Genomic DNA, 22,038 nt, shown 5'->3' with positions numbered 1-22,038 from the left:
GTCGCGGATGCCCACGATCTCGATCTCGTCGCCGACGTTGATCACGCCGCGCTCCACGCGCCCCGTCACCACCGTGCCGCGGCCGGAGATCGAGAACACGTCCTCGACCGGCATCAGGAACGGCTGATCCACCGCCCGCTCCGGCGTCGGGATCCACTCGTCCACCGCCGCCATCAGCTTGCGGATGCTCTCCTCACCGATCTCCGGGTTCTCCCCGTTCATCGCGGCGAGCGCCGAACCCGGGATCACCGGGATGTCGTCGCCGGGATATTCGTAGGAGGTGAGAAGCTCGCGGATCTCCATCTCGACGAGCTCCAGAAGCTCCTCGTCGTCGACCTGGTCGACCTTGTTCATGTAGACGACCATCGTCGGGATACCGACCTGGCGGCCCAGGAGGATGTGCTCGCGCGTCTGCGGCATCGGGCCGTCGGCCGCGTTCACCACGAGGATCGCGCCGTCCATCTGCGCGGCGCCCGTGATCATGTTCTTCACGTAGTCCGCGTGGCCGGGGCAGTCGACATGCGCGTAGTGCCGCGCGTCGGTCTCGTACTCCACGTGCGCCGTCGAGATCGTGATCCCGCGGGCCTTCTCTTCCGGCGCACCGTCGATCTGGTCGTAGGCCCGGAAATCGCCGAAGTACTTCGTGATCGCCGCCGTCAGCGTCGTCTTGCCGTGGTCCACGTGACCGATCGTCCCGATGTTCACATGCGGCTTGTTACGTTCGAATTTTGCCTTCGCCATGGCGGTCAGCGCCTCATCCTTCTCGGGGGCCACGCGAATAGAGAAGGGTCGCGCGCCCGGTCCAACAACGCGCGCTCTCTACAAAGGCGATTGCGCGAAGGCAAGCACCATCGATCCCGGCCGGGATGTACCCCGCCCGTCAGTTGAAGCGATTGTCGCGCGGAAACCCCCTCGGCGCCATCCGTCCCGCGCCCGCCCGCCGGGCGGTCCAGTCATCGAGCGCGGTTTCCGTCCGGGTACGCCCGGCCGGATCGCGCCAGGTCAGGCCGCGGGCAAGCTCGAAGGTGATCGCGTCCGAGAGCCCCCCGTCCTTGAATTTCTGAAGGCGCACGCCCTTGCCACGGGCCATTTCCGGCAATTCGTCGAGCGGGAAGATCAGGACCTTGCGATTCTCGCCGACGCAGGCGACGTGATCGCCCGTGACGGGCTTCGCCAGACGCGCGACGACGGGGGCCCGCACGTTCAGAACCTGCCGGCCCGCACGGGTCTGAGCCACCGCCTCGTCCTCAGGAAGAACGAATCCATCGCCCGCGGAGGATGCGACGAGAAGTTTCCCCCCGGGCCGATGGATGCGCAGCGTCACGATCTCCGCCTCGTTCGGCAGATCGACCATCAGCCGCACCGGCTCGCCCATGCCGCGGCCGCCGGGCAAGCTCGCCACGGGGAGGGTATAGAACCGTCCGTTCGACCCCATGAGGAGCAGCCTGTCCGTCGTCTCCGCATGGAAGATGAAGCGCGGGCCGTCCCCGTCCTTGAACTTCAGTTCGCGATCGAGATCGATATGGCCCGTCAACGCGCGGATCCATCCCATTTGGGAGCAGACGACCGTCACGGGCTCGCGGTCGATCATCGCCTCCATCGGGACGTCCTCGATCGCGCCAGCTTCGGCGAAGCGGCTAAGCCGGGCGCCGCGGGCGTAGGACTTGCCGAACTGCTTCTTCGTCTCCCTGAGCTGGTCGGTGATGCGGGTCCACTGGATGTCGGGCGATCCGAGGAGTTCCACGATCCCCGCCCGTTCCTCCTGCAGCGCGTCGCGTTCGCGACGGAGCTCCATCTCCTCCAGCCGGCGCAGCGCGCGCAGCCGCATGTTGAGGATCGCGTCGACCTGAACTTCGCTGAGCTGCGCCTCGATCTTCGCCGGGAGGGGGGAGACGTAGTCGCGCTCGTCCGTCGCGCGGACGTGGTCACGCTCCCAATCCTCGTGCATGAGCGCGAGCTTCGGATCGTCGTCGTAGCGGATGATGTCGATCACCCGGTCGAGGTTCAGGAAGGCCGTGATGAACCCTTCGAGCACCTCGAGCCGGTGATCGATCCGGTCGAGACGGTATTGCGAGCGGCGCAGAAGGACATCCCGCCGGTGGTCGAGGAAGGCCCGCAGCACTTCCTTCAGAGAGCAGACCTTGGGCGTGCGACCGTCGATCAGCACGTTCATGTTCATCGCGAACCGCGTCTCGAGGTCGGTCTGGCGGAAGAGCATGTTCATCAGCACGTCCGGGTCCACCGAGCGCGACTTCGGCTCGATGACGAGGCGGACGTCTTCCGCGCTTTCGTCGCGCACGTCGCCCAGGATTGGCAGCTTCTTGAGCTGGATGAGCTCCGCGATCTTCTCCACGAGCTTCGATTTCTGCACCTGGTAGGGAATCTCGGTCACGACGATCTGCCATTGGCCGCGGCCCAGATCCTCACGCTCCCAGAGGCAGCGGAGACGGAAGCCGCCCCGTCCCGTGCGATAGGCCTCCGCCATACTCTCAGGGCTCTCGACGATCACGCCGCCGGTCGGGAAGTCGGGGCCCTTGACGTAGTTCAGGAGCGTGTCGTCGCGCGCGTCGGGCGTGCGGATAAGATGGATGCACGCATCGCAAAGCTCCGACACGTTATGGGGCGGAATGTTCGTCGCCATCCCCACCGCTATGCCCGAAGAGCCGTTGGCGAGAAGGTTCGGGAATGAGGCGGGCAGGACGACAGGCTCTGTCAGCGTGCCGTCGTAATTCTCACGGAAATCGACGGCGTTCTCAGACAGCCCGTCGAGAAGCGCCTCCGCGGCCTCCGTCATCCGTGCCTCGGTGTACCGGCTGGCGGCGGGGTTGTCGCCGTCGATATTGCCAAAATTGCCCTGCCCGTCGACGAGCGGATAGCGTACGGCGAAATCCTGCGCGAGGCGCGCCATCGCGTCGTAGATCGCAGCATCGCCGTGCGGGTGGTAATTGCCCATGACGTCGCCGGAGATCTTGGCCGATTTCCGGAAGCCCCCGGAGGAGCCGAGGCGCAGCTCCCGCATGGCATAGAGGATGCGGCGATGGACGGGCTTCAATCCGTCGCGGGCATCGGGAAGCGCGCGATGCATGATCGTGGAGAGCGCGTAGGTGAGGTAGCGCTCGCCGATTGCCCTTCCGAGCGATTCCGTCAGGTCGCGGGGGGTCTGATCGCGGGTATCGTCATCCATGCGCGCAGATACCGCGCACCCGTCGCCCGGTAAAGCGCCGATGACACGAGCCGCGGCGGCATCGCTTCCGTCGCGACACCTTGGGTGAAAACACCGCAATTCGGGAGATCCATGCCGGCGGGATGCGGTATATGGCGGGTTCAGCGCCCCGGACCTGCCATGATTCGCCTTACGCTTCTTCTCCTTGCCGCCATCTTCGTGACGATGGTCCTCGCCGGGCGCGGACCCGATCCACGGGGTACCGTCGGCGGCACGCGCAACGTTGCCGCCTCCCGCGCCGAGCCCGTTCCCGAGGAACTCGTTCCGCAGCCGAACCGCCTCGACCTCGCCGACGAGCGGGGGGCGATCGAACGCGCGCTCGCCGCGAGCGAGGCGCCACCCGAAGCCCCACCGCCCCCCGAGGACGGTGAAGAGGCTGCGCCGGTGGCGGAGGGTCCGCCGCTTCGTTCGGTGTCCGGCAATCGCGTCAACATGCGCAGCGGGCCGGGAACCGCCTACGACGTGATCGGTCAGCTTCAGGAAGGCGAGCGCGTGGCGGTGCTCGACGATCCGGGCGATGGCTGGGTGGAGGTGGAAGTCTCTACGACCGGTACCCAGGGCTGGATGGCCGATTTCCTGCTCGCGGAATGAAGTGCGGCGCGCGCCGCAAGGAAGGCCGAATGACACGTACGATCCTCATCACCGGCTGCTCGTCCGGGATCGGCCTTGCCGCGGCGACACTCCTGCGGGAGCGCGACTGGCGGGTCTTTGCCGGGTGCCGCCAGTCCGAAGACGTATCGCGGCTCGAGCGGGACGGGTATGAGGCCCTGCCGCTCGACTACGCCGATCCCGACTCTCTCAGCGCGGCGCTTGACACCGTGCTCACGCGCACGGGCGGCACGCTCGATGCGCTTTACAACAACGGGGCTTATGCCGTCCCGGGTGCGGTCGAGGATCTGCCCGTGGAAGGGCTCCGGGCGATCTTCGAGGCGAACCTCTTCGGCTGGCACGCCCTGACGCGGTCGGTGATCCCGGTCATGCGCGCGCAGGGGCACGGGCGGATCGTCAATTGCTCCTCGGTGCTCGGGATCGTGCCGATGCGCTGGCGTGGCGCCTACGTAGCGACGAAGTTCGCGCTCGAGGGACTGACGGACGTCCTGAGGATCGAGATGCGCGACACTCCCATCCATGTCGTGACGTTGCGGCCGGGCCCCATCACCTCCCGCATCCGGGTGAACTCGATCCCGCATTTCGAGCGCTGGATCGACTGGCGCAAGTCACCACGCCGCGCGCAGTACGAGCGTTCCCTCATCGATCGCCTCTATGCCGAGCGCGGCCCCGACCCCTTCGAACTACCGGCCGCCGCCGTGGCGGAAAAGCTTCTGCACGCCCTCGAGACGCCGTCGCCGCGCGGACATTACAACATCACGAAAGCCACGCATCTGATGGCCGCGGCACGACGTCTCCTGCCTGCCCGCGCCCTCGACGCGATGATCGCCCGGCGCTGACCGGCCTCGCCTTTTCCGGCCGGTCTGCTATGTCGGCGGGCAACACGATCGGCGGGAGGCCCATCATGTCCAGCGATCCACTTTTCATCGTCGTCGCCGTCGCGGTGCTGGTCGTGCTCGGGATCCTGCTCCTCGGGATCGGCAGTTTCGGACGAGGCGGGGAGGCGAACGCCAAGACGTCGAACAAGTACATGCGCTGGCGGATCTACGCTCAGGCCGTGGCGATCGCGCTGATCCTCGTCTTCGTATTTTTTCGCCGCACGGGAGGATAGGCATGGTCGTTCTGAACAAGATCTACACGCGCACCGGGGACAAGGGGGAGACCGCGCTCGGCAATGGCACCCGCGTCTCCAAGTTCGACGCGCGGGTTACCGCCTACGGCACCGTCGACGAGGCGAACTCGACCTTCGGCCTCGCGCGTCTGCACGCCGAAGGCGAGATGGTCGAGCAGATCTCCGCGATCCAGAACGACCTCTTCGATCTCGGCGCGGATCTCTGCCGGCCCGGAATGGAAAAGGACGCGGAAGCCGAATATCCACCGCTTCGCATGAGCCCCGGCCAGACCGGGAGGCTCGAGAAAGAGATCGACCGGATGAACGAGGCGCTGGAGCCTTTGCGGAGCTTCGTGCTTCCCGGCGGCACGCCGCTCGCCGCGAACCTTCACCTCGCCCGGACGATCACCCGTCGCGCGGAGCGGCACACGCTCGCGCTTGCCGCGTCGGACGAGGTCAATCCCGCGGCGATCACCTATCTCAACCGGCTGTCCGACTGGTGTTTCTGCGCCGCCCGGCTGGCCAACGACGAAGGGCGCGGGGACATTCTCTGGACGCCGGGCAAGAACCGCTGAAAGGCGTGGGGCGCGACGCTTTCGCCGGGTATCGGGACGGTTTTCGGTTGTTGTTCGCCCCGCCGCTCGTCTACGTGTCGCTGCGGATGACCGAGGAGATGGGGACATGAAGGTACTGGTACCCGTAAAGCGGGTGATCGACTACAACGTGAAGGTCCGGGTGAAATCGGACGGGAGCGGCGTCGATCTCGGCAACGTCAAGATGTCGATGAACCCGTTCGACGAGATCGCGGTCGAAGAGGCGATCCGCCTCAAGGAGCGCGGTGCGGCGGAAGAGATCGTCGTGGTCTCCATCGGCGTGAAGCAGGCGCAGGAGACGCTCAGGACCGCTCTCGCGATGGGTGCCGACCGCGCGATCCTCATCGTCGCGTCCGACGACGTCCACACCGATATCGAACCGCTCGGCGTGGCGAAGCTCCTGAAGGCCGTGATCGACGAGGAGCAGCCGGGAATGGTGCTCTGCGGCAAGCAGGCGATCGACAACGACATGAACGCGACCGGCCAGATGCTTTCGGCACTCCTCGGCTGGTCCCAGGCGACCTTCGCCTCGAAGATCGAGATCGAGGGCGAGCACGCCACGGTCACGCGCGAGGTCGATGGCGGGTTGCAGACGATCAAGGTCAAGATGCCCGCCGTCGTCAGCGTCGACCTGCGGCTCAACGAGCCGCGCTATGCGAGCCTGCCGAACATCATGAAGGCGAAGAAGAAGCCTCTCGATGAAAAGACGCCCGGGGATTACGGCGTCGATGTCGCCCCGCGTCTCGAAATCGTGAGCACGTCGGAGCCCGAGGCGCGCAAGGCCGGTATTCTCGTGGGCTCGGTCGACGAGCTCGTGGACAAGCTCAAGAACGAGGCGGGGGTAATCTGATGGCGGTACTGCTTCTGGCCGAAGTGACGGACGGCACGCTCAACATGGACGCGACGGCGAAAGCGGTCACGGCCGCCAAGGCCCTCGGGGACGTCACGCTTCTCTGCACCGGCGAAAGTTGCGCGGGCGCGGCGGAAGAGGCGGCCAAGATCGACGGTGTCGAGAAGGTCCTCTGCGCCGAGGATGCGCTCTACGGCCACCGGCTGGCCGAGCCCGTCGCCGCCCTGATCGTGGATCTCGCAGGCGATTACAGCCATATTTGCGCACCGGCCACGACCGACGCGAAGAACATCTTGCCGCGTGTCGCGGCCCTCCTCGACGTGATGGTGATCACCGACGTCTCCGGTATCGTGGACAGCGACACGTTCGAGCGTCCGATCTACGCGGGCAACGCGGTACAGAAGGTCCGTTCGAAGGACGCGACGAAGGTGATCTCGATCCGCACCTCGACCTTCGACGCGGCGCCCGCGGGCGGCTCCGCGCAGGTCGAGACAATCGGTGCGGGCACGGCGCTGGGCCTTTCGGAATGGGTCGAGGACAAGGTCGCCGAAAGCGACCGGCCAGACCTCACCTCCGCGGGCATCGTCGTCTCGGGCGGACGCGGCATCGGCTCCGAGGAGAACTTCGAGATCGTGGAGAAACTCGCCGACAAGCTCGGTGCGGCGGTGGGCGCCTCCCGCGCGGCGGTCGATTCGGGCTATGCCCCGAACGACTGGCAGGTGGGACAGACCGGCAAGGTCGTCGCGCCCGACCTTTACATCGCCGTCGGCATCTCCGGCGCGATCCAGCACCTAGCCGGGATGAAGGATAGCCGCGTCATCGTCGCCATCAACAAGGACGAAGAGGCACCGATCTTTCAGGTTGCCGATTACGGCCTCGTGGGCGACCTCTTCGAGCTCGTGCCGGAACTGACCGAGAAGCTTTGAGGCGATGTCCCGTCACGCGCGCCGGGCGACCGGGCGCGAGACGGACGGCGCGAGTTCCGCGAGGATCGGCTTCACCGCGGCGGCAAGCCGATCGCCAAGCTCGCGGTGGGCGCGCGGACCGGGAACGCGAAGGGCGGCGTGCTCCTGCCCTTCGCCGTAGATCTTGCCCTCCAACGCCTCCGCCTCCGATCCGGAGATGTCCAGGACCTCCACGGTCGCACGGATCCGGCCACGCAAGGCACGCAGCATGGCCCGCGTGACGAGGGGCGGGTCGCCATCCTCGACCGTCTCCGCCGGATCGTCCGGCGACCGATCGCCGACCCACACCAGAACGACCTCGCCGCCGGTGCGGGCGCAGAGGAGATTCATCCGCTGTATCCAGTTGCGCTGCAACTCGTCGCGAATGAGGGCGAACCGGGCGGGCGAGCGGTCGTAAAGCTCGCCCAGCATGTGACGCACGAAATGATGCCGGGAGAAGTCGACCTCGGGATAGACCGCACGCAGGAAGTCGGTCTGCCGCACGATCCGGTCGTTGCGCCGCGAATGCATCGCGTAGAACCTGTTCTGGACGACATGCGCGCCCGACACCGCGATCACGGTGAGGCGCGCGTTCTGACAGGCCGCGAGAACCGCCTCGTCACCCAGGAACGCGTCGGGTCCGGCATGCGGCTTCGCGAGGTTCAGGCATCGCGTTCCGCTCGCCGCCTCGAGAAGTGCGGGATAGGGCGCATCGACATACCAACCGCAGGTCTCGATCCCGCCCAGCACCGCAATGTAATTTCCATCGTCATTGCCCGGAGCGCCGGACTTTGCGACACCCGGCATAAACGATCCGGTTTGCTCCATGTTCATCGCGACCCACTCCTCACATCCGTCTCACCCGGGACGAGACTAGGGGGGGGGAATTGGCAATCTGCTAAAGTTTCAATTTGATGGAAAGCAACGTGCCGCCGCGACGCCTTGCATCGCGCCCGCCGCGAAGCCTAAAGTCGCCCGGTACGTTCGGTGGGAAGGGATACGGCATGGAAATCAAGCGGGTCGGCGTGATCGGAGCGGGTCAGATGGGCAGCGGCATCGCCCATGTCTGCGCGCTTGCCGGATACGACGTGCTGCTGAACGACGTCGATCCCGATGCGCTCGAGAGAGCCTTGGAAACGATCACCTCCAACATGAACCGGCAGGTCTCGCGGGAGAAGATCGCGGGAGAGGACCGCGACGCGGCGCTCGGGCGGATCCGGACGACCGAGACGCTCGGAGAACTCGGTGAAACCGACCTCGTGATCGAGGCGGCGACAGAACGCGAGAGCGTGAAGGACGCAATCTTCGCCGAACTCGTGCCGCATCTGGGATCGGGCACGATCCTCACCTCGAACACCTCGTCGATTTCGATCACGCGGCTCGCATCGAAGACGGACCGACCGGAAAAGTTCATGGGCTTCCACTTCATGAACCCCGTTCCGGTGATGAGCCTCGTGGAGCTCATCCGCGGCATCGCCACGGACGAGGAAACGTTCGAGGCCTGCCAGTCGGTGGTCGAGCGGCTGGGCAAGACCGCCTCCGTCGCGGAGGATTTCCCCGCTTTCATCGTCAACCGCATTCTCATGCCGATGATCAACGAGGCCGTTTACGTCCTCTATGAAGGCGTGGGAGGGGTCGCCTCGATCGACAAGGCGATGAAGCTCGGCACGAACCATCCGATGGGACCGCTCGAGCTTGCCGATTTCATCGGGCTCGATACATGTCTCTCGATCATGAACGTCCTTCATGACGGGCTCGCCGATACGAAGTATCGGCCCTGCCCGCTGCTCACGAAGTACGTCGAAGCGGGCTGGCTCGGCCGCAAGTCGCAGCGCGGCTTCTACGATTACCGCGGAGAGAAACCCGTCCCGACCCGCTAGGCGTCCTTGTCGAGCGGCACGCGACGGCGATAGGTCGCGACGCGCCATGCGTACCAGGCGGCGAGGCCGACCACGACGGCCGTCGAGACGGGATTGAGCCATGTCGACACCCGCTCGTACTGAGCCTCCAGAATGTAGCCCGCGCCGGTGAGCAAGGCCGTCCAGACGGTCGTGCCGACCGTCGAATAGATCACGAAGCGCCCGAACGGCATCGGCACGAGCCCCGCAGGGACGGAGATGAAGGTCCGTACGGTGGGGATCAATCGGCCGAAGAGTACCGCCATGCCGCCATGCCGGTCGAACCAGCCCTGCGCCTCGTCGAATTCCTCGGGAGAGACGGTGAGCCAGCGGCCGTGTTTACGGGCCAGCTTGTGGATGCGACGCGCTCCGATCCGGAGGCCGATCCAGTACCAGAGGATCGCGCCGGCGAGAGAGCCCACGACTCCCGAGAGCAGCACGCCCAGGAAATTCATCGGTCCCGTCGCGGCATTGAACCCCGCGAGCGGCATGATCAGCTCCGACGGGATCGGGGGGAAGACGTTCTCGATGAACATGAGAAACGCGATCCCGAGATAACCGACCTGATCGATGATGCCGGAAATGAAATCGAACACGGTGCGCCTCCCTGGCAGAATATCGGCCGCCGCGAACCACTCGACCCTGACGGGGGTGGTGACATGTCCCGCGGCGGAACGACAGCCCTTCGTCGAGCGCACCGTGCTCTACGCACCGAAATTTGCTCTGGATTTCCGAAATCCGCTACCGCAGCCCGGGCGAAAACCGTGATCGACGGGCGTGATGTTTCAAGATCACGAGAGATAGCGATGGACGACACGCTGCTCCGCGTTATCCACGCTTGCGGTCGCTACATCTCCTCGTCGAAGCGATTGCGGACAAGTTCTTCGAGAGCATCGGCCAAAGCTTCGGCCTGTGCGCCGGTCGTCTCGATCTCGATGAACGTCCCGCGCGCGGCTGCCAGCATGAGCAGCCCCATGATACTGTCGCCCGAGGCGCTCATGCCATTGCAGGAGACCGTCGCCCGCGCGTCGTGCGCCTCGACCACCTCGACCAGCTTCGCCGAGGCCCGAGCGTGCAAACCCTTCTCGTTGACGATCTCCAGGCGCCGCGCCACCACCTAGCCCTTTCCGCCCGCCAGGCGCAGTTCAGGCTGGGTCGAGCCCATCGCGTCGAGGTATTTCCGACCCGCCATCAGCGCCCCGCTCACCGCCTCTCCGAGGGGCAGATGTCGCGACTTCGCAAGCTTGATGAGCATCGGCAGGTTGGCCCCGTAGACGATCCGCCGGTCACTCGGACTGCAGGCATTCAGGCTCAGGTTGGACGGCGAGCCACCGAACATGTCGGTCGCAACGATCACCCCGTCGCCGGTATCGACGCTATCAGCCGCAGCACAAATCTCGGCCTGTTTCACATTGCGGTCGCAATCGGGCTCTATGGCGATTGCCTGAACGCCATTCTGCCGGCCCACCACATGTTCGACTGCGGCCAAAAATTCGTGGGCGAGGCCCCCGTGAGCCACGATAACAATGCCGATCACGGCGCATTTCCCCTGCTGGGACGCGCCACGATCCCCGCGCGCCGCTCTAGCTCCCTGTGACGAGTTGACACCTGCCATCCCTCCGCCGCAAGGGCTTTCGCCAGCTTTTCGGCCACGGCAACGGATCTGTGTTGCCCTCCGGTACATCCCATCGCCACGTTGAGATGCGTTTTCCCCTCTGCCACGAATGCCGGCAGCAGATCGGTGATCATGTCGTGCATTTGGCGATAGAACGGATCGAAGCGCGGATCGGCCGCCACGTAGGCCGCAACGTCCGGATCGAGTCCCGTCCCGTTCCTCAACGCACCGTCCCAATGCGGATTGCGCAGGAAACGGAGGTCGAACACCATGTCGACGCCGCGCGGCAGACCGCGCTTGTAGGAGAAGGAATGGACCGAAACCCCGAAGCCGGGGCTGTCGTCCATCCGGAACTGCCGCACGATCTCGGCCCGCAGGTCATGCGGCGTCATGTCGGACGTGTCGATGAGGATGTCGGCCTGCGCCCGCAACGCCGTCAAGTACTCGATTTCGCGCGTTATTCCCTGGGCCGGCATGTCCTCCGGGGCGAGCGGATGGCGCCGGCGCGTCTCCGAGTAGCGGCGTTCCAGCACCTCCGGTGCGGCATCGAGATAGAGAAGTTCCGCGCCGGTCTCCGGCGCCTCGGTCAGCCGCTCCACGATCTCGAGCATCGCGTCCGGGCTGAAATCACGATTGCGGACGTCGATCCCGAGTGCGAGGGGACGGCGTGCTTCCGCGTGAACCCGATCCACGGTCAGCACACGGTCGATCAGGCTCAGCGGAAGATTGTCGATCGCCTCGAAGCCCAAATCCTCGAGCGCATCGATCGCCGTCGAGCGCCCGGCGCCCGATGGGCCGGTGACGAGAAGAACGCGGATCACCTCGTGTTCGGTCATCTGTCCTCCGCGAGGCCTCCCTTCAAAATTTGCACAATGATGGCCGGAATATGGGGATTGTCCCGGCCGGATATGAGAGGAAGGCGAATCCCCAGAATGTCGCATGTCGCACGGTCCGGCAGGCGCCGCTCCGCGGCGTGGTCGAGATCGACGACGAGGGCGATCGGCGTGGGCGGCGCGGGGTCGGCACGGAGCAGCCCGACCCCGCGCGCTTCGACAAGTCCCAGGATCGTTGCGGGCGCCCAGGCAAGCAGACCGCGCGGGGAAGCCGCGAGGGCCGTCTGGTCGTCGGCGACGAGCTGCGCGCCCAGCGCCATGAGCTGAAAGGCGAGCGACGATTTCCCGCCACCTGCCCGGCCGCGCAACAGGATGCCTCGACCCTCCCAGGCTACGGCGCTTGCATGCAGGATCGTACCGGGCTCGGGGGGTCGGGTCATACCGGCAATCCCACGACCAGCCGTGCACCGAGCGGTTCGGAGGTCGGATCGGCCTCCGTCGGCTCGATATTTTCCGCCCAGATCACGCCGCCATGCGCCTCGACGATCTGCTTGGAGATCGCCAGTCCCAGGCCGGAATTATTGCCGAACTGGCCTTCGGGCCGCTCCGAATAGAAGCGATCGAAGATCCGTTGCAGGGCCGAGGGGGGAATGCCGGGGCCGGTATCCTCCACGACCACGAGGATCCGATTGGCACGCCGCCGCGCCCAAAGACGGATCGCGTCCCCGTTCTCGCAAAAGGAGATCGCGTTCGTCAGGAGGTTGACGAAGACCTGTGCGAGCCGGCTTTCGAGACCCTCGATCACGATCGGTTCGGTGGGAAGATCGGTGATGAACTCGATGCCCTTCTCCTCCGCCTCTCGGCCGAGGTATTCGGCGATATTGGTGAGCGTGCGCAACAGGTCGAAGGGCTCTTCCTCCTCCCGCACGAGTTCGCTGTCGAGCCGCGAGGCGTTCGAGATGTCGCTGACCAAGCGGTCGAGCCGCTGGACGTCGTGGTCGATGACCTCGAGCAACCGCTCGCGCTGTTCGTCGGTCTTGACGAACCGCAGGGATCCCACGGCGGAACTCAGCGAGGCGAGCGGGTTCTTGATCTCGTGGGCGACGTCCGCGGCGAACCTTTCGTTGGTCTCGATGCGGTCGTAGAGCGCGGAGACCATGCCGCCGAGCGCGCCCGACAATCGCCCGATCTCGTCGGATCGCGCGCTCAGATCGGGAAGCCTGACCCGGTCTGATTTCTCCACGCCCGGATCGGAATTGCGGTGGCGTCCGATCTCTGCGGCGGACGCCAGTTTCTCGAGCGGACGCGCGATCGTGGAGGCGAGAAACATGCTGAGCATCGCGGAGACGAAAACAGCGACGAGGAACATCCGCAACAGATGTTCGCGACCCGACCAGAGAATACGATCCATCCCGGCACGATCCGCCACGAGGGCAAGCACGCCGATCGTCTCTCCACCTGCATCGATCGGCGCGGCGATCGCGCCGTGGACTGCGGCTAGTTCCTCCCCCATTGCGGCGGAAGGCCCGCCGACGAGAGCGGCTCGCGCCGCGGCCGCGAGGTCGGGGGCATCTGGCTCGCCGAAGAGCCAGTCGAAGCGCGTGACGAGATCGATGCCGCGGTCAGGCGGTGTCGCATCGGGCGCGCGGGCGGCCAGGAGTTCCCCCTCGGCGTCGAAGAGCGATACCTGACCCGGCGCGATCCAGTCCGCGTCGAGAAGTTCAGCGGCACGTTCACGCAGGGCATCGCGTGGCGATCCGCTCGCGGCGAGCATTTCCCCAATCAATCGCGCGGAAAGATCGGCCTCGACGAGGCGCGCCGTCCGGAGTTCGGCGTCGAGTTCCCGGCGCGCCGGATCGAGGATGAGCACGCCGGCGACGAGCAACAGGATCGCCAGAATATTGACGAAGACGATCTTGCGCGTGAGCGTGGAACGGTTGACGGTCACGAGCCGATCACGCCGTCCGCGACGCACCTTGGCCCGCACCGCGTCATTCCCGTACGTCATCTGCTGCGGCGCCGTTTGCATCGCTATTCTTCGTTGTAGCGATAGCCGATGCCGTAGAGCGTCTCGATCGCGGTGAACTCCCCATCGACCAGCCGGAGCTTCTTGCGCAGCCGCTTGATATGACTGTCGATCGTCCGGTCGTCGACATAGACCTGATCGCCGTAGGCCACATCCATGAGCTGGTCGCGCGATTTCACGAAGCCCGGCCGCTGCGCGAGTGCCTGCAGGAGCAGGAACTCGGTCACGGTGAGCGAGACCGGCACGCCCTTCCATGTCACCGCGTGACGAGCGGGATCCATGCTCAGCGCTCCGCGACGCATGGTGAGTTCGGCCTCCGCTTCGGTCACCTCGCCGCCGCCGATCACCTCCTGCCGGCGCAGGAGCGACCGGATCCGCTCCACAAGGAGACGCTGGGAGAACGGTTTCTTGACGTAATCGTCGGCACCCATCCGCAGGCCCAGCACCTCGTCGATCTCGTCGTCCTTCGAGGTCAGCAGGATAATGGGCATGGCCGTCTTCTGCCGCACGCGCTGGAGCAGATCCATTCCGTCCATCCGCGGCATCTTGATGTCGAAGACCGCCATATCCGGCAGCCCGCGCCCGAACGCCTCATAGGCCTGCTGGCCGTCGGTATAGGTCTCGACCTCGAAACCTTCGGCTTCCAGCATCATGGAAACCGAGGTCAGGATATTCCTGTCGTCGTCCACCAGGGCGATCTTCGACATCTTCAGCGTCCCTTCGTTCCTTGCCAAGGTGGTCCATGTCGGGCCCGAATTCGGGCACGTCCGCGACAGGATCGCCGCGCATGCCCGGGCCCTGTCCCCTCCGCCAGCGCGTTTATGGCCCGACAATCCTTAAAGCTGCCTGAATTCATCCATTGTCCCGCCATTCTCACTGATTGCGCTAAACCGGACCTGATTGCGCTAACTGCGAGCGCCACGCCTATTCGTGCGTCATTTCCTTATGCTATTGAGGAGCGTCCGCGCGTTGCGGGCCAGAATTCGCAATGCCGCAGAGCCGAGGAGCCGCGCAGATCATGACCCAAGGACGTGTCAATTCCGCCCACACTCTGGAGGATCAGGGCATCGCCGGACTCGGCGAGGTCTTCTACAATCTGACGGAGCCCCAGCTCGTCGAGGCGGCCCTCGCCCGCGGGGAGGGCAAGCTCGGCCGCGGTGGAACGCTGCTCGTGACGACGGGCAAGCATACGGGGCGCTCGCCCAAGGACAAGTTCACGGTGAAGACGCCATCGGTCGAGGATGCGATCTGGTGGGAGAACAATCCGCCGATGGAGCCCTCCTCCTTCGACGCGCTTCACGCCGACATGCTCGCGCACATGAAAGGCAAGGACTACTTCGTCCAGGATCTCTTCGGCGGCGCGGATCCCGCACACAGGCTTGACGTGCGGGTCGTCACCGAGCTTGCCTGGCACGGGCTCTTCATCCGCCATCTGCTCCGTCGCCCCGAGCGCGATGCGCTCGACGAGTTCACGCCCGACTTCACCATCGTCAACTGCCCGAGTTTCCGTGCGGATCCCGAGAAGCACGGGTGCCGGTCGGAGACGGTGATCGCCATCAACCTCGACGCCAAGCTGATCCTGATCGGCGGCACGGAATATGCGGGCGAGAACAAGAAGTCGGTCTTCACGCTCCTCAACTATCTCCTGCCCGAGAAGAACATCATGCCGATGCATTGCTCGGCCAATCACGCGCCGGGCAATCCCGTCGACACGGCGGTGTTCTTCGGCCTCTCCGGGACCGGCAAGACGACCCTCTCCGCCGATCCCTCGCGCGTCCTCATCGGCGACGACGAGCATGGCTGGTCGGATCGCGGAACGTTCAATTTCGAGGGCGGTTGCTACGCCAAGACGATCAACCTGTCGGCGGACGCGGAGCCGGAGATCTACGCCACGACGCAGCGCTTCGCGACGGTGATCGAGAACATGGTCTATGATCCCGACACGCGGGTGGTGGATTTCGAGGACGACAGCCTGACGGCGAACATGCGCTGCGCCTATCCGCTCGACTACATCTCCAACGCCTCCTCGAACTCGCTCGGCGGGCATCCGAAGAACGTCATCATGCTGACCTGCGATGCGTTCGGCGTCCTACCCCCGATCGCACGGCTTTCGCCGGCGCAGGCGATGTACCATTTCCTGTCGGGGTTCACGTCGAAGGTCGCGGGCACCGAGCGTGGCGTCACGGAACCGGAGCCGACCTTCTCCACCTGCTTCGGCGCCCCCTTCATGCCGCGCCGGCCGGAAGTCTACGGCGAGCTCCTGAAGCAGAAGATCGCGAAGCACGGCGCGACGTGCTGGCTCGTGAACACCGGCTGGACCGGCGGCGCCTACGGCACAGGCTCCCGGATGCCCATCAAGGCCACCCGCGCGCTTCTCTCCGCCGCCCTCGATGGCACGCTGGAGCGGGCGCCCTACCGCAAGGATCCGAATTTCGGCTTCGAGGTCCCGACCACCGTCGAAGGCGTGCCGGATATCCTGCTCAATCCGCGCAGGACGTGGAACGATACCGAGGGCTACGACCGGCAGGCAAAGAAACTGGTCGAGATGTTCTCCAAGAACTTCGAGCAGTACGAGCGTCATATCGACGATGACGTGAAGGCGATCGCCCTCGGCTGATCCAAGGTCCGCGCAGCGCAATGCGGCGCGGATTGCACGATGCCGTCCTGATCACATGGATGATCCGGAAAGAAATATCGGAACTTGCAGCCTCCCCTGACCCTTCCGCCCAGACGAGACCGAGAGGTCGGACACCAGGGGAGGACCGCATGTCCACACGATCGAGAACCCGCACACTTCTGCTTGGAACCGCGCTGACGCTGCCGCTTGCCGGCGCGGCATTCGCCCAGACGATCGAGTTCAACCAGGAAGAACTCGCCTCGAAGAGCCAGGAATGCCAGTCCCTGGCGCAGGAGGTGCAGGCCTCCGGCGGTCCGGTCGAGGCCGTCGATCCGCAAGCGGTCGTGGACGCAATCAACGAGGACAATTCAGAGAATTGCTCCAGTCTCGCGGAGCAGATCACAGCAGCGTCGAGCGACACCTCCCAGCAGACCGATCAGCAGAGCAACGACCAGGCCGCCAGCGATCAAGCGTCAAGCGACCAATCGGCCAGTGATCAACAAGGCAGTGATCAGCAGAATTCCGATCAGCAGGAGACCGATCAGCAGCAGACTGATCAGCAGAGCTCCGACCAGCAAGGCTCCGATCAGCAGGGCGAAAGCGAGACCACGCAGACGACGGAGCAGATCGATCTGAGCGAGCAAGCCACGATCGAGGGACAGGCCGAAGTCACGGTTCCCGAGCCCGAGGTCGATGTGCAGGTTCCCGCCCCCTCCGTGCGCGTGACCGAGACGCAGCCGCAGGTTGATGTGACGCAGGCGCCGATGGACATCGAGTTGCAACAGGAACAGCCCCGAATTTCGGTCGAGATTCCCGAGATCATCGTCCGGGTCGAGATACCGGCGCCGACGATCTACGTGTTGCAGAACGACCCCCAGGTCAGCGTCGATGCGCAGGATCCGCAGGTCGAGGTTCAGCAGGGCGAGCCTCAGGTTTCCGTTTCCCAGGGCGATCCGCAACTCAACGTCGATCTCGGCGTCGATGCGGGCGATCAATCGGGAGACAGTTCCGAGGCGCAATCGGGCAGCGATACCGACGACACGCAATCCGCCTCGGACGCGCAATCCGGCTCCGACACGCAATCCTCCGGTGGCAGCGAGCAGAGCCAGGCCGACGTCCAGGTCTCCGAGGGCGACCCCAATGTCGAGATCGTGCAGCCCGACGGCGAAGCACAGGCGAATGTCAGTAGAGGCGGTGAACCTACCGTCTCGTATCAGGCTCCGGAACCCAACGTCACCGTCATGATGTCCGAAGAGCCAACCATCGAGGTGACGCAGAGCGGCGAACCGACCGTCACGGTCGAAACGCAGGAAGAGCGCCAGCAGCGTCAATCCCAGCAGCAGCAGGCGTCATCGGATCAGGGATCGTCCGACCAAAGCTCCTCGGGGCAGGAAGCGCCGGAGCAAAGCTCTTCGGACCAGGGATCGGCCGATCAAAACTCCTCGGAGCAGGAAGCGCCCGAGCAAAGCTCGGCGGATCAAAGCTCATCGGATCAGCCATCGGCCGAGCAGGATTCGTCGGGACAGGGTTCCACCGACGAGCCCGCCGCCTCGACCGAGCAGGCATCGCAATCCTCAGGTGGGTCCGATAGCGGCGACCAAGCCGCGCAATCCGATGCCACAGCGCAGGACGAGGCCGCGTCGGATACGCAGACGGCTCCCGATTCCGCAGCGTCCGGTGGGACGATGATGACGGTCGGCGAGATCCTCGGCATGGAAGTCGTGACGGCCGACGGCGAAAACCTCGGCAACCCCTCCGCCATCGTCGAGATCGACGGTGAACCCAATCTCGTGCTCGCGAGCGGCGGTTTCCTCGGTATCGGCGAGACCGAAGTCCCCGTCCCGATGGAGAACGTCACCGTTCAGGACGGACAGCTCTCGATCGACAGCATGACGCAGTCCGAAATCGAGGCGGCAGACGATTTCGAGTACGACGAGAATGCCGCGCTGCCCGACGATCAGGAAGTCAGCATCGGCGGCTGACGCAGCTTATCCTTGTGTTCGACGAGAGGGCGCCTCCGGGCGCCCTCTCGCGTTTGCTACTCCATGATGCCGCGCCGGACGAGGTTCAACCCGACGACGATGAGCACGAAGAGCGTCAGCTTGCGGAATTTCTCCTGATCGAGCCGATCCCCAAGAAGAAACCCGCCCCACATGCCGATCCCCGCCGGAACCAATAGGAGCGCGGAGAGCGGCAGCGTTTCGCGATTGAGTACGCCCGATTGCAGATGACCCAGGAGGAGGGTCACGGACCCGAGCCCGTAGACCACGCCTTGCACCGCCATCTGCTTGGCCTTCGGCGTGTCGAGCGCGATGAGGTAGAGGACGGTCGGCGGACCCCACGTTCCGGCAAGGCCGCCAAGCGCGCCGGACAGGAGCCCGACGGCCCAATCGAACCGCCGTCGTGCCGACGGAGCTACGGAAAAGCGCCATCCGGTCAGCTGCAGGACCGACAGGACGGTCACCGGAATGCCGAGGACCAGATACATCGTCTTGGGTGAAAGCGACGTCAGAAACTGCGCCGTGATGAAGATCATCACGCAGACGATTCCGACATAGAGGCGGAATTCGTACAGTGCCTCGCGCGCGGGTCCGAGGCCGGCGCGTATCACCTGCAATCCGTTCGACATCACGATCGGAAGGATGATGCCCGCGACGACCAGACGTGGATCGATCAGGAGGGACATGCCGGAGATCATGATGAGCGGCATCGCGAACCCGACCGCGCCCTTCACGAACCCCGCCACAAGCGTCACCGCGATCGCGAAAAGGAGGAGGTTGGTCGGGAGGAGATCATACGGCAGCATGTCCTCGCTCTACACCGCTTCGCCGGGAACGCCAGCCCATACCGCGGCGGGGCGAACATCCATGAGATTCGCTTTTTGTTGCCATGCGGCGGGGCGCGGGCTACCCACATTCGCAATGTGCTTCATGGAGGGTTCGATATGGCCCCTGACGGACAAGACGGCGGTTTCGCGCCGCAGGCGCCGGTCCTCGGCGACCTTATCGAGACGACCCGAGCCGCACTCGCCGCCGCGACGACCGTGCTGGATCAGGCCAAGGTTTCGGTTCGCAAGCTCGTGGTGGAGAATGACCGCGTCTCCCCCGATCTGCTCGAAACGCACCAGGCCGCCGCCCACGGGCTTGCCTGGCTCGCGACATATGTGCAGGCCCTGGGCCAGATGCAGGCCTGGGTGGACGCGCTTTCGGCAGAGGGTACGTTCGGCGAAGTGGAAGAACTCCTCCATCAGATCGCCTTCGCCGAATATCTCGCCCAGCTCCGGGGCGGCATTCCGATGAGCCAGACGGAGTTCGTCCGTCCCGCCGATCTCGGCCTCGAACCGGACGATCTGGGCGCTCTCGACGACCCGTCGGTGGTACGCCTCATAGCAGAGGGCGGCAGCCAGACCGCACGGATGCGCCTCGTGACGCTGATGCGCGAGAACGGCGGCGCGATCACGACCGGGCGCACCGGCCTCGACGACGAGCTCGAGATGATCCGGGAGCAGTTCCGCCGCTTCACCCTGGACAAGGTCGCACCGCATGCGCATGGCTGGCACCTGCGCGACGAATTGATCCCGACGGAGATCATTTCCGAGATGTCCGAGATGGGCGTCTTCGGTCTCACGATCCCGGAGCAATACGGGGGCTTCGGCCTTTCCAAGGCATCGATGTGCGTGGTCAGCGAGGAATTGTCCCGCGGCTATATCGGTGTCGGGAGCCTCGGGACCCGGTCCGAGATCGCGGCCGAGCTCATCCTCTGCGGTGGGACTGAGGCTCAGAAGGAGCAATGGCTCCCCGGTATCGCCTCCGGAGCGATCCTGCCCACCGCGGTCTTCACGGAACCCAATACCGGATCCGATCTCGGATCGCTTCGGACCCGCGCGACGAAGGACGGCGACACCTGGAAGATTACCGGCAACAAGACCTGGATCACCCATGCTGCCCGCGCTCAGGTCATGACGCTGCTCGCCCGGACCGATCCCGGGACGACGAATTACGCGGGCCTGTCGATGTTCCTCGCGGAGAAGACACCGGGCACCGACGACGCGCCCTTTCCCGATGCGGGCATTTCGGGCGGCGAGATCGAGGTGCTCGGCTATCGCGGAATGAAGGAATACGAGCTCGGTTTCGACGGGTTCGAGATCAAGGGCGAGAACCTGCTCGGCGGTGCGGAGGGCAAGGGCTTCAAGCAGCTCATGGAGACCTTCGAATCGGCCCGGATCCAGACCGCCGCCCGCGCGATCGGGGTCGCGCAATCCGCGCTCGACGCCGGGATGCGATATGCGGAGGACCGCAAGCAGTTCGGAAAGCCGCTGATCGCCTTCCCGCGCGTGGCGGGCAAGCTCGCGATGATGGCCGTCGAGATCATGGTCGCGCGCCAGCTGACCTACTTTTCCGCCGTCAGGAAGGATGCCGGAGAGCGCTGCGACGTCGAGGCGGGGATGGCGAAGCTGCTCGGCGCGCGCGTCGCATGGAGCGCGGCCGACAACGCCTTGCAGATCCACGGTGGTAACGGTTTCGCCCTCGAATACGAGATCAGCCGCATCCTCTGCGATGCCCGGATCCTCAACATCTTCGAGGGCGCCGCGGAGATCCAGGCCCAGGTCATCGCGCGCCGCCTCCTGAACTGAAGGCGGTCAGGCGAGGAAGGCGCGAGACATCCTCGCCACGAGCCGGTCCCGCGCAGCCGGGATCGGCCGATCGCCCAATGCGGGGGCGAGCCAGCGATCAAGGAAATACCCGGTGACCCGCAGGCCCTGTAGCAGTTCCGTCGCCGTCGCCTGACCTCGACCCAGAAGGCAGGGAGGGAGGGGCAGAAGTCGGTTCGACCAGTTGCCCGCCCCGGTTCTCGAAACCGCGCGCCCCGATCTGGGCGAGACATAGGTGAGGTCCTCCGTCGCCCCCGTTACCGCACACGTGCCGAGATCGAGGCCGAAGCCAAGCGAGTCCAGCAAGCCCCGCTCCCAAAGCAGGTAAGCGAGCGGCCAATCCTCCTCGTCCCCCAGACGGTCGAGTAGATCGAGGCTCATCGCGTAGAGGGCAGGCTGCGCCTGCCGCTCCGGCAGGGCGAAGGCGAGGAGGGTCGTGGTCGCGTGCAGCGCGGCGAGGGCGAGCGGATCGGCGAGGAGTTCGCTCCTCCCCCGCACGGGCTCGACTGTGAACGCGCCCATATGCTCTTCCAGCCGCGCCCGCCAGGTCAGCGCGAGTTGCGCGCCGGGCTGCAGCACCGGCGCGAGCCGCCGTCCGCCGCCGCCCCGGACCACGCCCGCATGCCGCCCCCGCTCAAGGGTAAAGACATCGATAATCGCGGCGGTCTCGCCATGCCGCCGGACGGCGAGCACCATGCCCTCCTCGCGCCATTCGATCATCCCGCCCCCATGTCACTCGAGCCCCGGCGCGTCGAGAAGATGCCTCCCTGCCCGGTCCTCCACCTCGATCACCCAGAGATCGGGATCGGAGCGACGCTGCGCGGCGATGGCGCGATCGACGTCCGCCTCCGGCCCCGCGGCGAGCTCCATCCAGACCCGCTCGTCCCGCGCGAAGTCGAAACTCCGCTGGAAGACCGCCGCCTGCCCGTCGAGGGTCGCGCATTTCACGAGGATTGCCCCGGCCGTCGCATCTCCGCGCGCGACGACGAAGGCTGGGATCAGTTCGAGTTCCAGGCGGCGCAGATAGGCCCGTACCCAGAATTCCGCGCTCAGCCGCGGCATCTGTCG

The 22,038-nt window shown here is 65.4% G+C and carries 23 protein-coding genes; 10 read left to right on the top strand and 13 right to left on the bottom strand.

Annotated elements, in window-relative coordinates:
• Both LX81_RS10050 and parC read right to left on the bottom strand, forming a co-directional pair.
• Positions 1-741 (bottom strand): elongation factor Tu (locus tag LX81_RS10050; RefSeq protein WP_111536002.1); only part of this gene is annotated, 741 nt, incomplete at its 3' end.
• A gap of 139 nt (positions 742-880) precedes the next feature.
• A complete protein-coding gene (gene parC, locus LX81_RS10045) occupies positions 881-3,184 on the bottom strand; it encodes a DNA topoisomerase IV subunit A (RefSeq protein ID WP_111537176.1) in 2,304 nt (767 codons plus the stop codon).
• 159 nt (positions 3,185-3,343) lie between these two features.
• Here parC and LX81_RS10040 point away from each other — a divergent pair, with 159 nt between their 5' ends.
• The 6 genes from LX81_RS10040 to LX81_RS10015 all read left to right on the top strand — a co-directional run bounded on the left by LX81_RS10040 (position 3,344) and on the right by LX81_RS10015 (position 7,312).
• A complete protein-coding gene (locus LX81_RS10040; RefSeq protein WP_234822556.1) occupies positions 3,344-3,814 on the top strand; it encodes an SH3 domain-containing protein in 471 nt (156 codons plus the stop codon).
• 29 nt (positions 3,815-3,843) lie between these two features.
• A complete protein-coding gene (locus LX81_RS10035; RefSeq protein ID WP_111537174.1) occupies positions 3,844-4,671 on the top strand; it encodes an SDR family NAD(P)-dependent oxidoreductase in 828 nt (275 codons plus the stop codon).
• Positions 4,672-4,736: 65 nt separating this feature from the next.
• Positions 4,737-4,943, top strand: coding sequence for a twin transmembrane helix small protein (locus tag LX81_RS10030; protein WP_111537173.1), 207 nt, complete (start codon positions 4,737-4,739; stop codon positions 4,941-4,943).
• 2 nt (positions 4,944-4,945) lie between these two features.
• Entirely contained in the window at positions 4,946-5,518 is a 573-nt protein-coding gene (locus tag LX81_RS10025) for a cob(I)yrinic acid a,c-diamide adenosyltransferase (RefSeq protein ID WP_111537172.1), read from the top strand.
• 106 nt (positions 5,519-5,624) lie between these two features.
• Positions 5,625-6,386, top strand: coding sequence for an electron transfer flavoprotein subunit beta/FixA family protein (locus tag LX81_RS10020; RefSeq protein ID WP_111537171.1), 762 nt, complete (start codon positions 5,625-5,627; stop codon positions 6,384-6,386).
• Complete coding sequence (locus LX81_RS10015) at positions 6,386-7,312, top strand: electron transfer flavoprotein subunit alpha/FixB family protein (protein ID WP_111537170.1); 927 nt, start codon at positions 6,386-6,388, stop codon at positions 7,310-7,312. Before LX81_RS10020 ends, LX81_RS10015 begins: the two co-directional genes overlap by 1 nt.
• A gap of 12 nt (positions 7,313-7,324) precedes the next feature.
• Here the strand turns inward: LX81_RS10015 and LX81_RS10010 are convergent, their stop codons facing one another.
• Positions 7,325-8,164: a DUF6473 family protein gene (locus LX81_RS10010; protein ID WP_111537169.1), complete on the bottom strand. Its 840-nt coding sequence runs from the start codon at positions 8,162-8,164 to the stop codon at positions 7,325-7,327.
• 170 nt (positions 8,165-8,334) lie between these two features.
• Here LX81_RS10010 and LX81_RS10005 point away from each other — a divergent pair, with 170 nt between their 5' ends.
• Entirely contained in the window at positions 8,335-9,210 is an 876-nt protein-coding gene (locus LX81_RS10005) for a 3-hydroxybutyryl-CoA dehydrogenase (RefSeq protein ID WP_111537168.1), read from the top strand.
• Here the strand turns inward: LX81_RS10005 and LX81_RS10000 are convergent.
• From LX81_RS10000 to LX81_RS09970, 7 genes are all read right to left on the bottom strand, one after another.
• Positions 9,207-9,824, bottom strand: a complete 618-nt coding sequence (locus LX81_RS10000) for a DedA family protein (RefSeq protein WP_111537167.1) — start codon at positions 9,822-9,824, stop codon at positions 9,207-9,209. The two genes, LX81_RS10005 and LX81_RS10000, sit on opposite strands and share 4 nt — an antisense overlap.
• Positions 9,825-10,075: 251 nt before the next feature.
• Positions 10,076-10,345: an HPr family phosphocarrier protein gene (locus LX81_RS09995; protein WP_111537166.1), complete on the bottom strand. Its 270-nt coding sequence runs from the start codon at positions 10,343-10,345 to the stop codon at positions 10,076-10,078.
• The gene (locus LX81_RS09990; RefSeq protein ID WP_111537165.1) at positions 10,346-10,765 is read right to left on the bottom strand and encodes a PTS sugar transporter subunit IIA; all 420 of its coding nucleotides are present in this window, start codon (positions 10,763-10,765) and stop codon (positions 10,346-10,348) included.
• Positions 10,762-11,679 (bottom strand): RNase adapter RapZ, encoded by a 918-nt coding sequence (gene rapZ / locus LX81_RS09985; protein WP_111537164.1) that lies wholly within the window; start codon positions 11,677-11,679, stop codon positions 10,762-10,764. Before rapZ ends, LX81_RS09990 begins: the two co-directional genes overlap by 4 nt.
• Positions 11,676-12,116, bottom strand: a complete 441-nt coding sequence (locus tag LX81_RS09980) for an HPr kinase/phosphorylase (RefSeq protein ID WP_111537163.1) — start codon at positions 12,114-12,116, stop codon at positions 11,676-11,678. The genes rapZ and LX81_RS09980 overlap by 4 nt, the downstream gene beginning before the upstream one ends.
• On the bottom strand, positions 12,113-13,684 hold the full coding sequence (locus LX81_RS09975) for an ATP-binding protein (protein ID WP_234822555.1): 1,572 nt from the start codon (positions 13,682-13,684) through the stop codon (positions 12,113-12,115). The genes LX81_RS09980 and LX81_RS09975 overlap by 4 nt, the downstream gene beginning before the upstream one ends.
• 23 nt (positions 13,685-13,707) lie before the next feature.
• Positions 13,708-14,409 carry a response regulator transcription factor gene (locus LX81_RS09970; RefSeq protein WP_111537161.1) on the bottom strand — a complete coding sequence of 234 codons (702 nt, stop codon included), beginning with the start codon at positions 14,407-14,409 and terminating at the stop codon, positions 13,708-13,710.
• Positions 14,410-14,720: 311 nt separating this feature from the next.
• On the opposite strand from LX81_RS09970, the gene LX81_RS09965 reads away from it, so the two are divergent.
• Both LX81_RS09965 and LX81_RS09960 read left to right on the top strand, forming a co-directional pair.
• On the top strand, positions 14,721-16,319 hold the full coding sequence (locus LX81_RS09965; RefSeq protein ID WP_111537195.1) for a phosphoenolpyruvate carboxykinase: 1,599 nt from the start codon (positions 14,721-14,723) through the stop codon (positions 16,317-16,319).
• Positions 16,320-16,468: 149 nt separating this feature from the next.
• Entirely contained in the window at positions 16,469-18,301 is a 1,833-nt protein-coding gene (locus tag LX81_RS09960) for a PRC-barrel domain-containing protein (RefSeq protein WP_111537160.1), read from the top strand.
• 56 nt (positions 18,302-18,357) lie between these two features.
• On the opposite strand, the gene LX81_RS09955 is transcribed toward LX81_RS09960, so the two are convergent.
• A complete protein-coding gene (locus tag LX81_RS09955) occupies positions 18,358-19,125 on the bottom strand; it encodes a sulfite exporter TauE/SafE family protein (protein ID WP_111537159.1) in 768 nt (255 codons plus the stop codon).
• Positions 19,126-19,263: 138 nt separating this feature from the next.
• On the opposite strand from LX81_RS09955, the gene LX81_RS09950 reads away from it, so the two are divergent.
• Positions 19,264-20,952: an acyl-CoA dehydrogenase family protein gene (locus LX81_RS09950; RefSeq protein WP_111537158.1), complete on the top strand. Its 1,689-nt coding sequence runs from the start codon at positions 19,264-19,266 to the stop codon at positions 20,950-20,952.
• Between the two features lie 6 nt (positions 20,953-20,958).
• On the opposite strand, the gene recO is transcribed toward LX81_RS09950, so the two are convergent.
• Both recO and LX81_RS09940 read right to left on the bottom strand, forming a co-directional pair.
• Positions 20,959-21,687 carry a DNA repair protein RecO gene (gene recO, locus LX81_RS09945; protein ID WP_111537194.1) on the bottom strand — a complete coding sequence of 243 codons (729 nt, stop codon included), beginning with the start codon at positions 21,685-21,687 and terminating at the stop codon, positions 20,959-20,961.
• A gap of 15 nt (positions 21,688-21,702) precedes the next feature.
• The gene (locus tag LX81_RS09940; protein WP_111537157.1) at positions 21,703-22,032 is read right to left on the bottom strand and encodes a DUF1491 family protein; all 330 of its coding nucleotides are present in this window, start codon (positions 22,030-22,032) and stop codon (positions 21,703-21,705) included.
• Positions 22,033-22,038: the final 6 nt, after the last annotated feature.

Source organism: Palleronia aestuarii (genome assembly GCF_003253995.1).
In the GTDB taxonomy this organism is placed as follows: domain Bacteria; phylum Pseudomonadota; class Alphaproteobacteria; order Rhodobacterales; family Rhodobacteraceae; genus Palleronia; species Palleronia aestuarii.
Note: the sequence above shows the minus strand (reverse complement) of the source record. Positions and strands in the feature narration are given on the sequence as shown.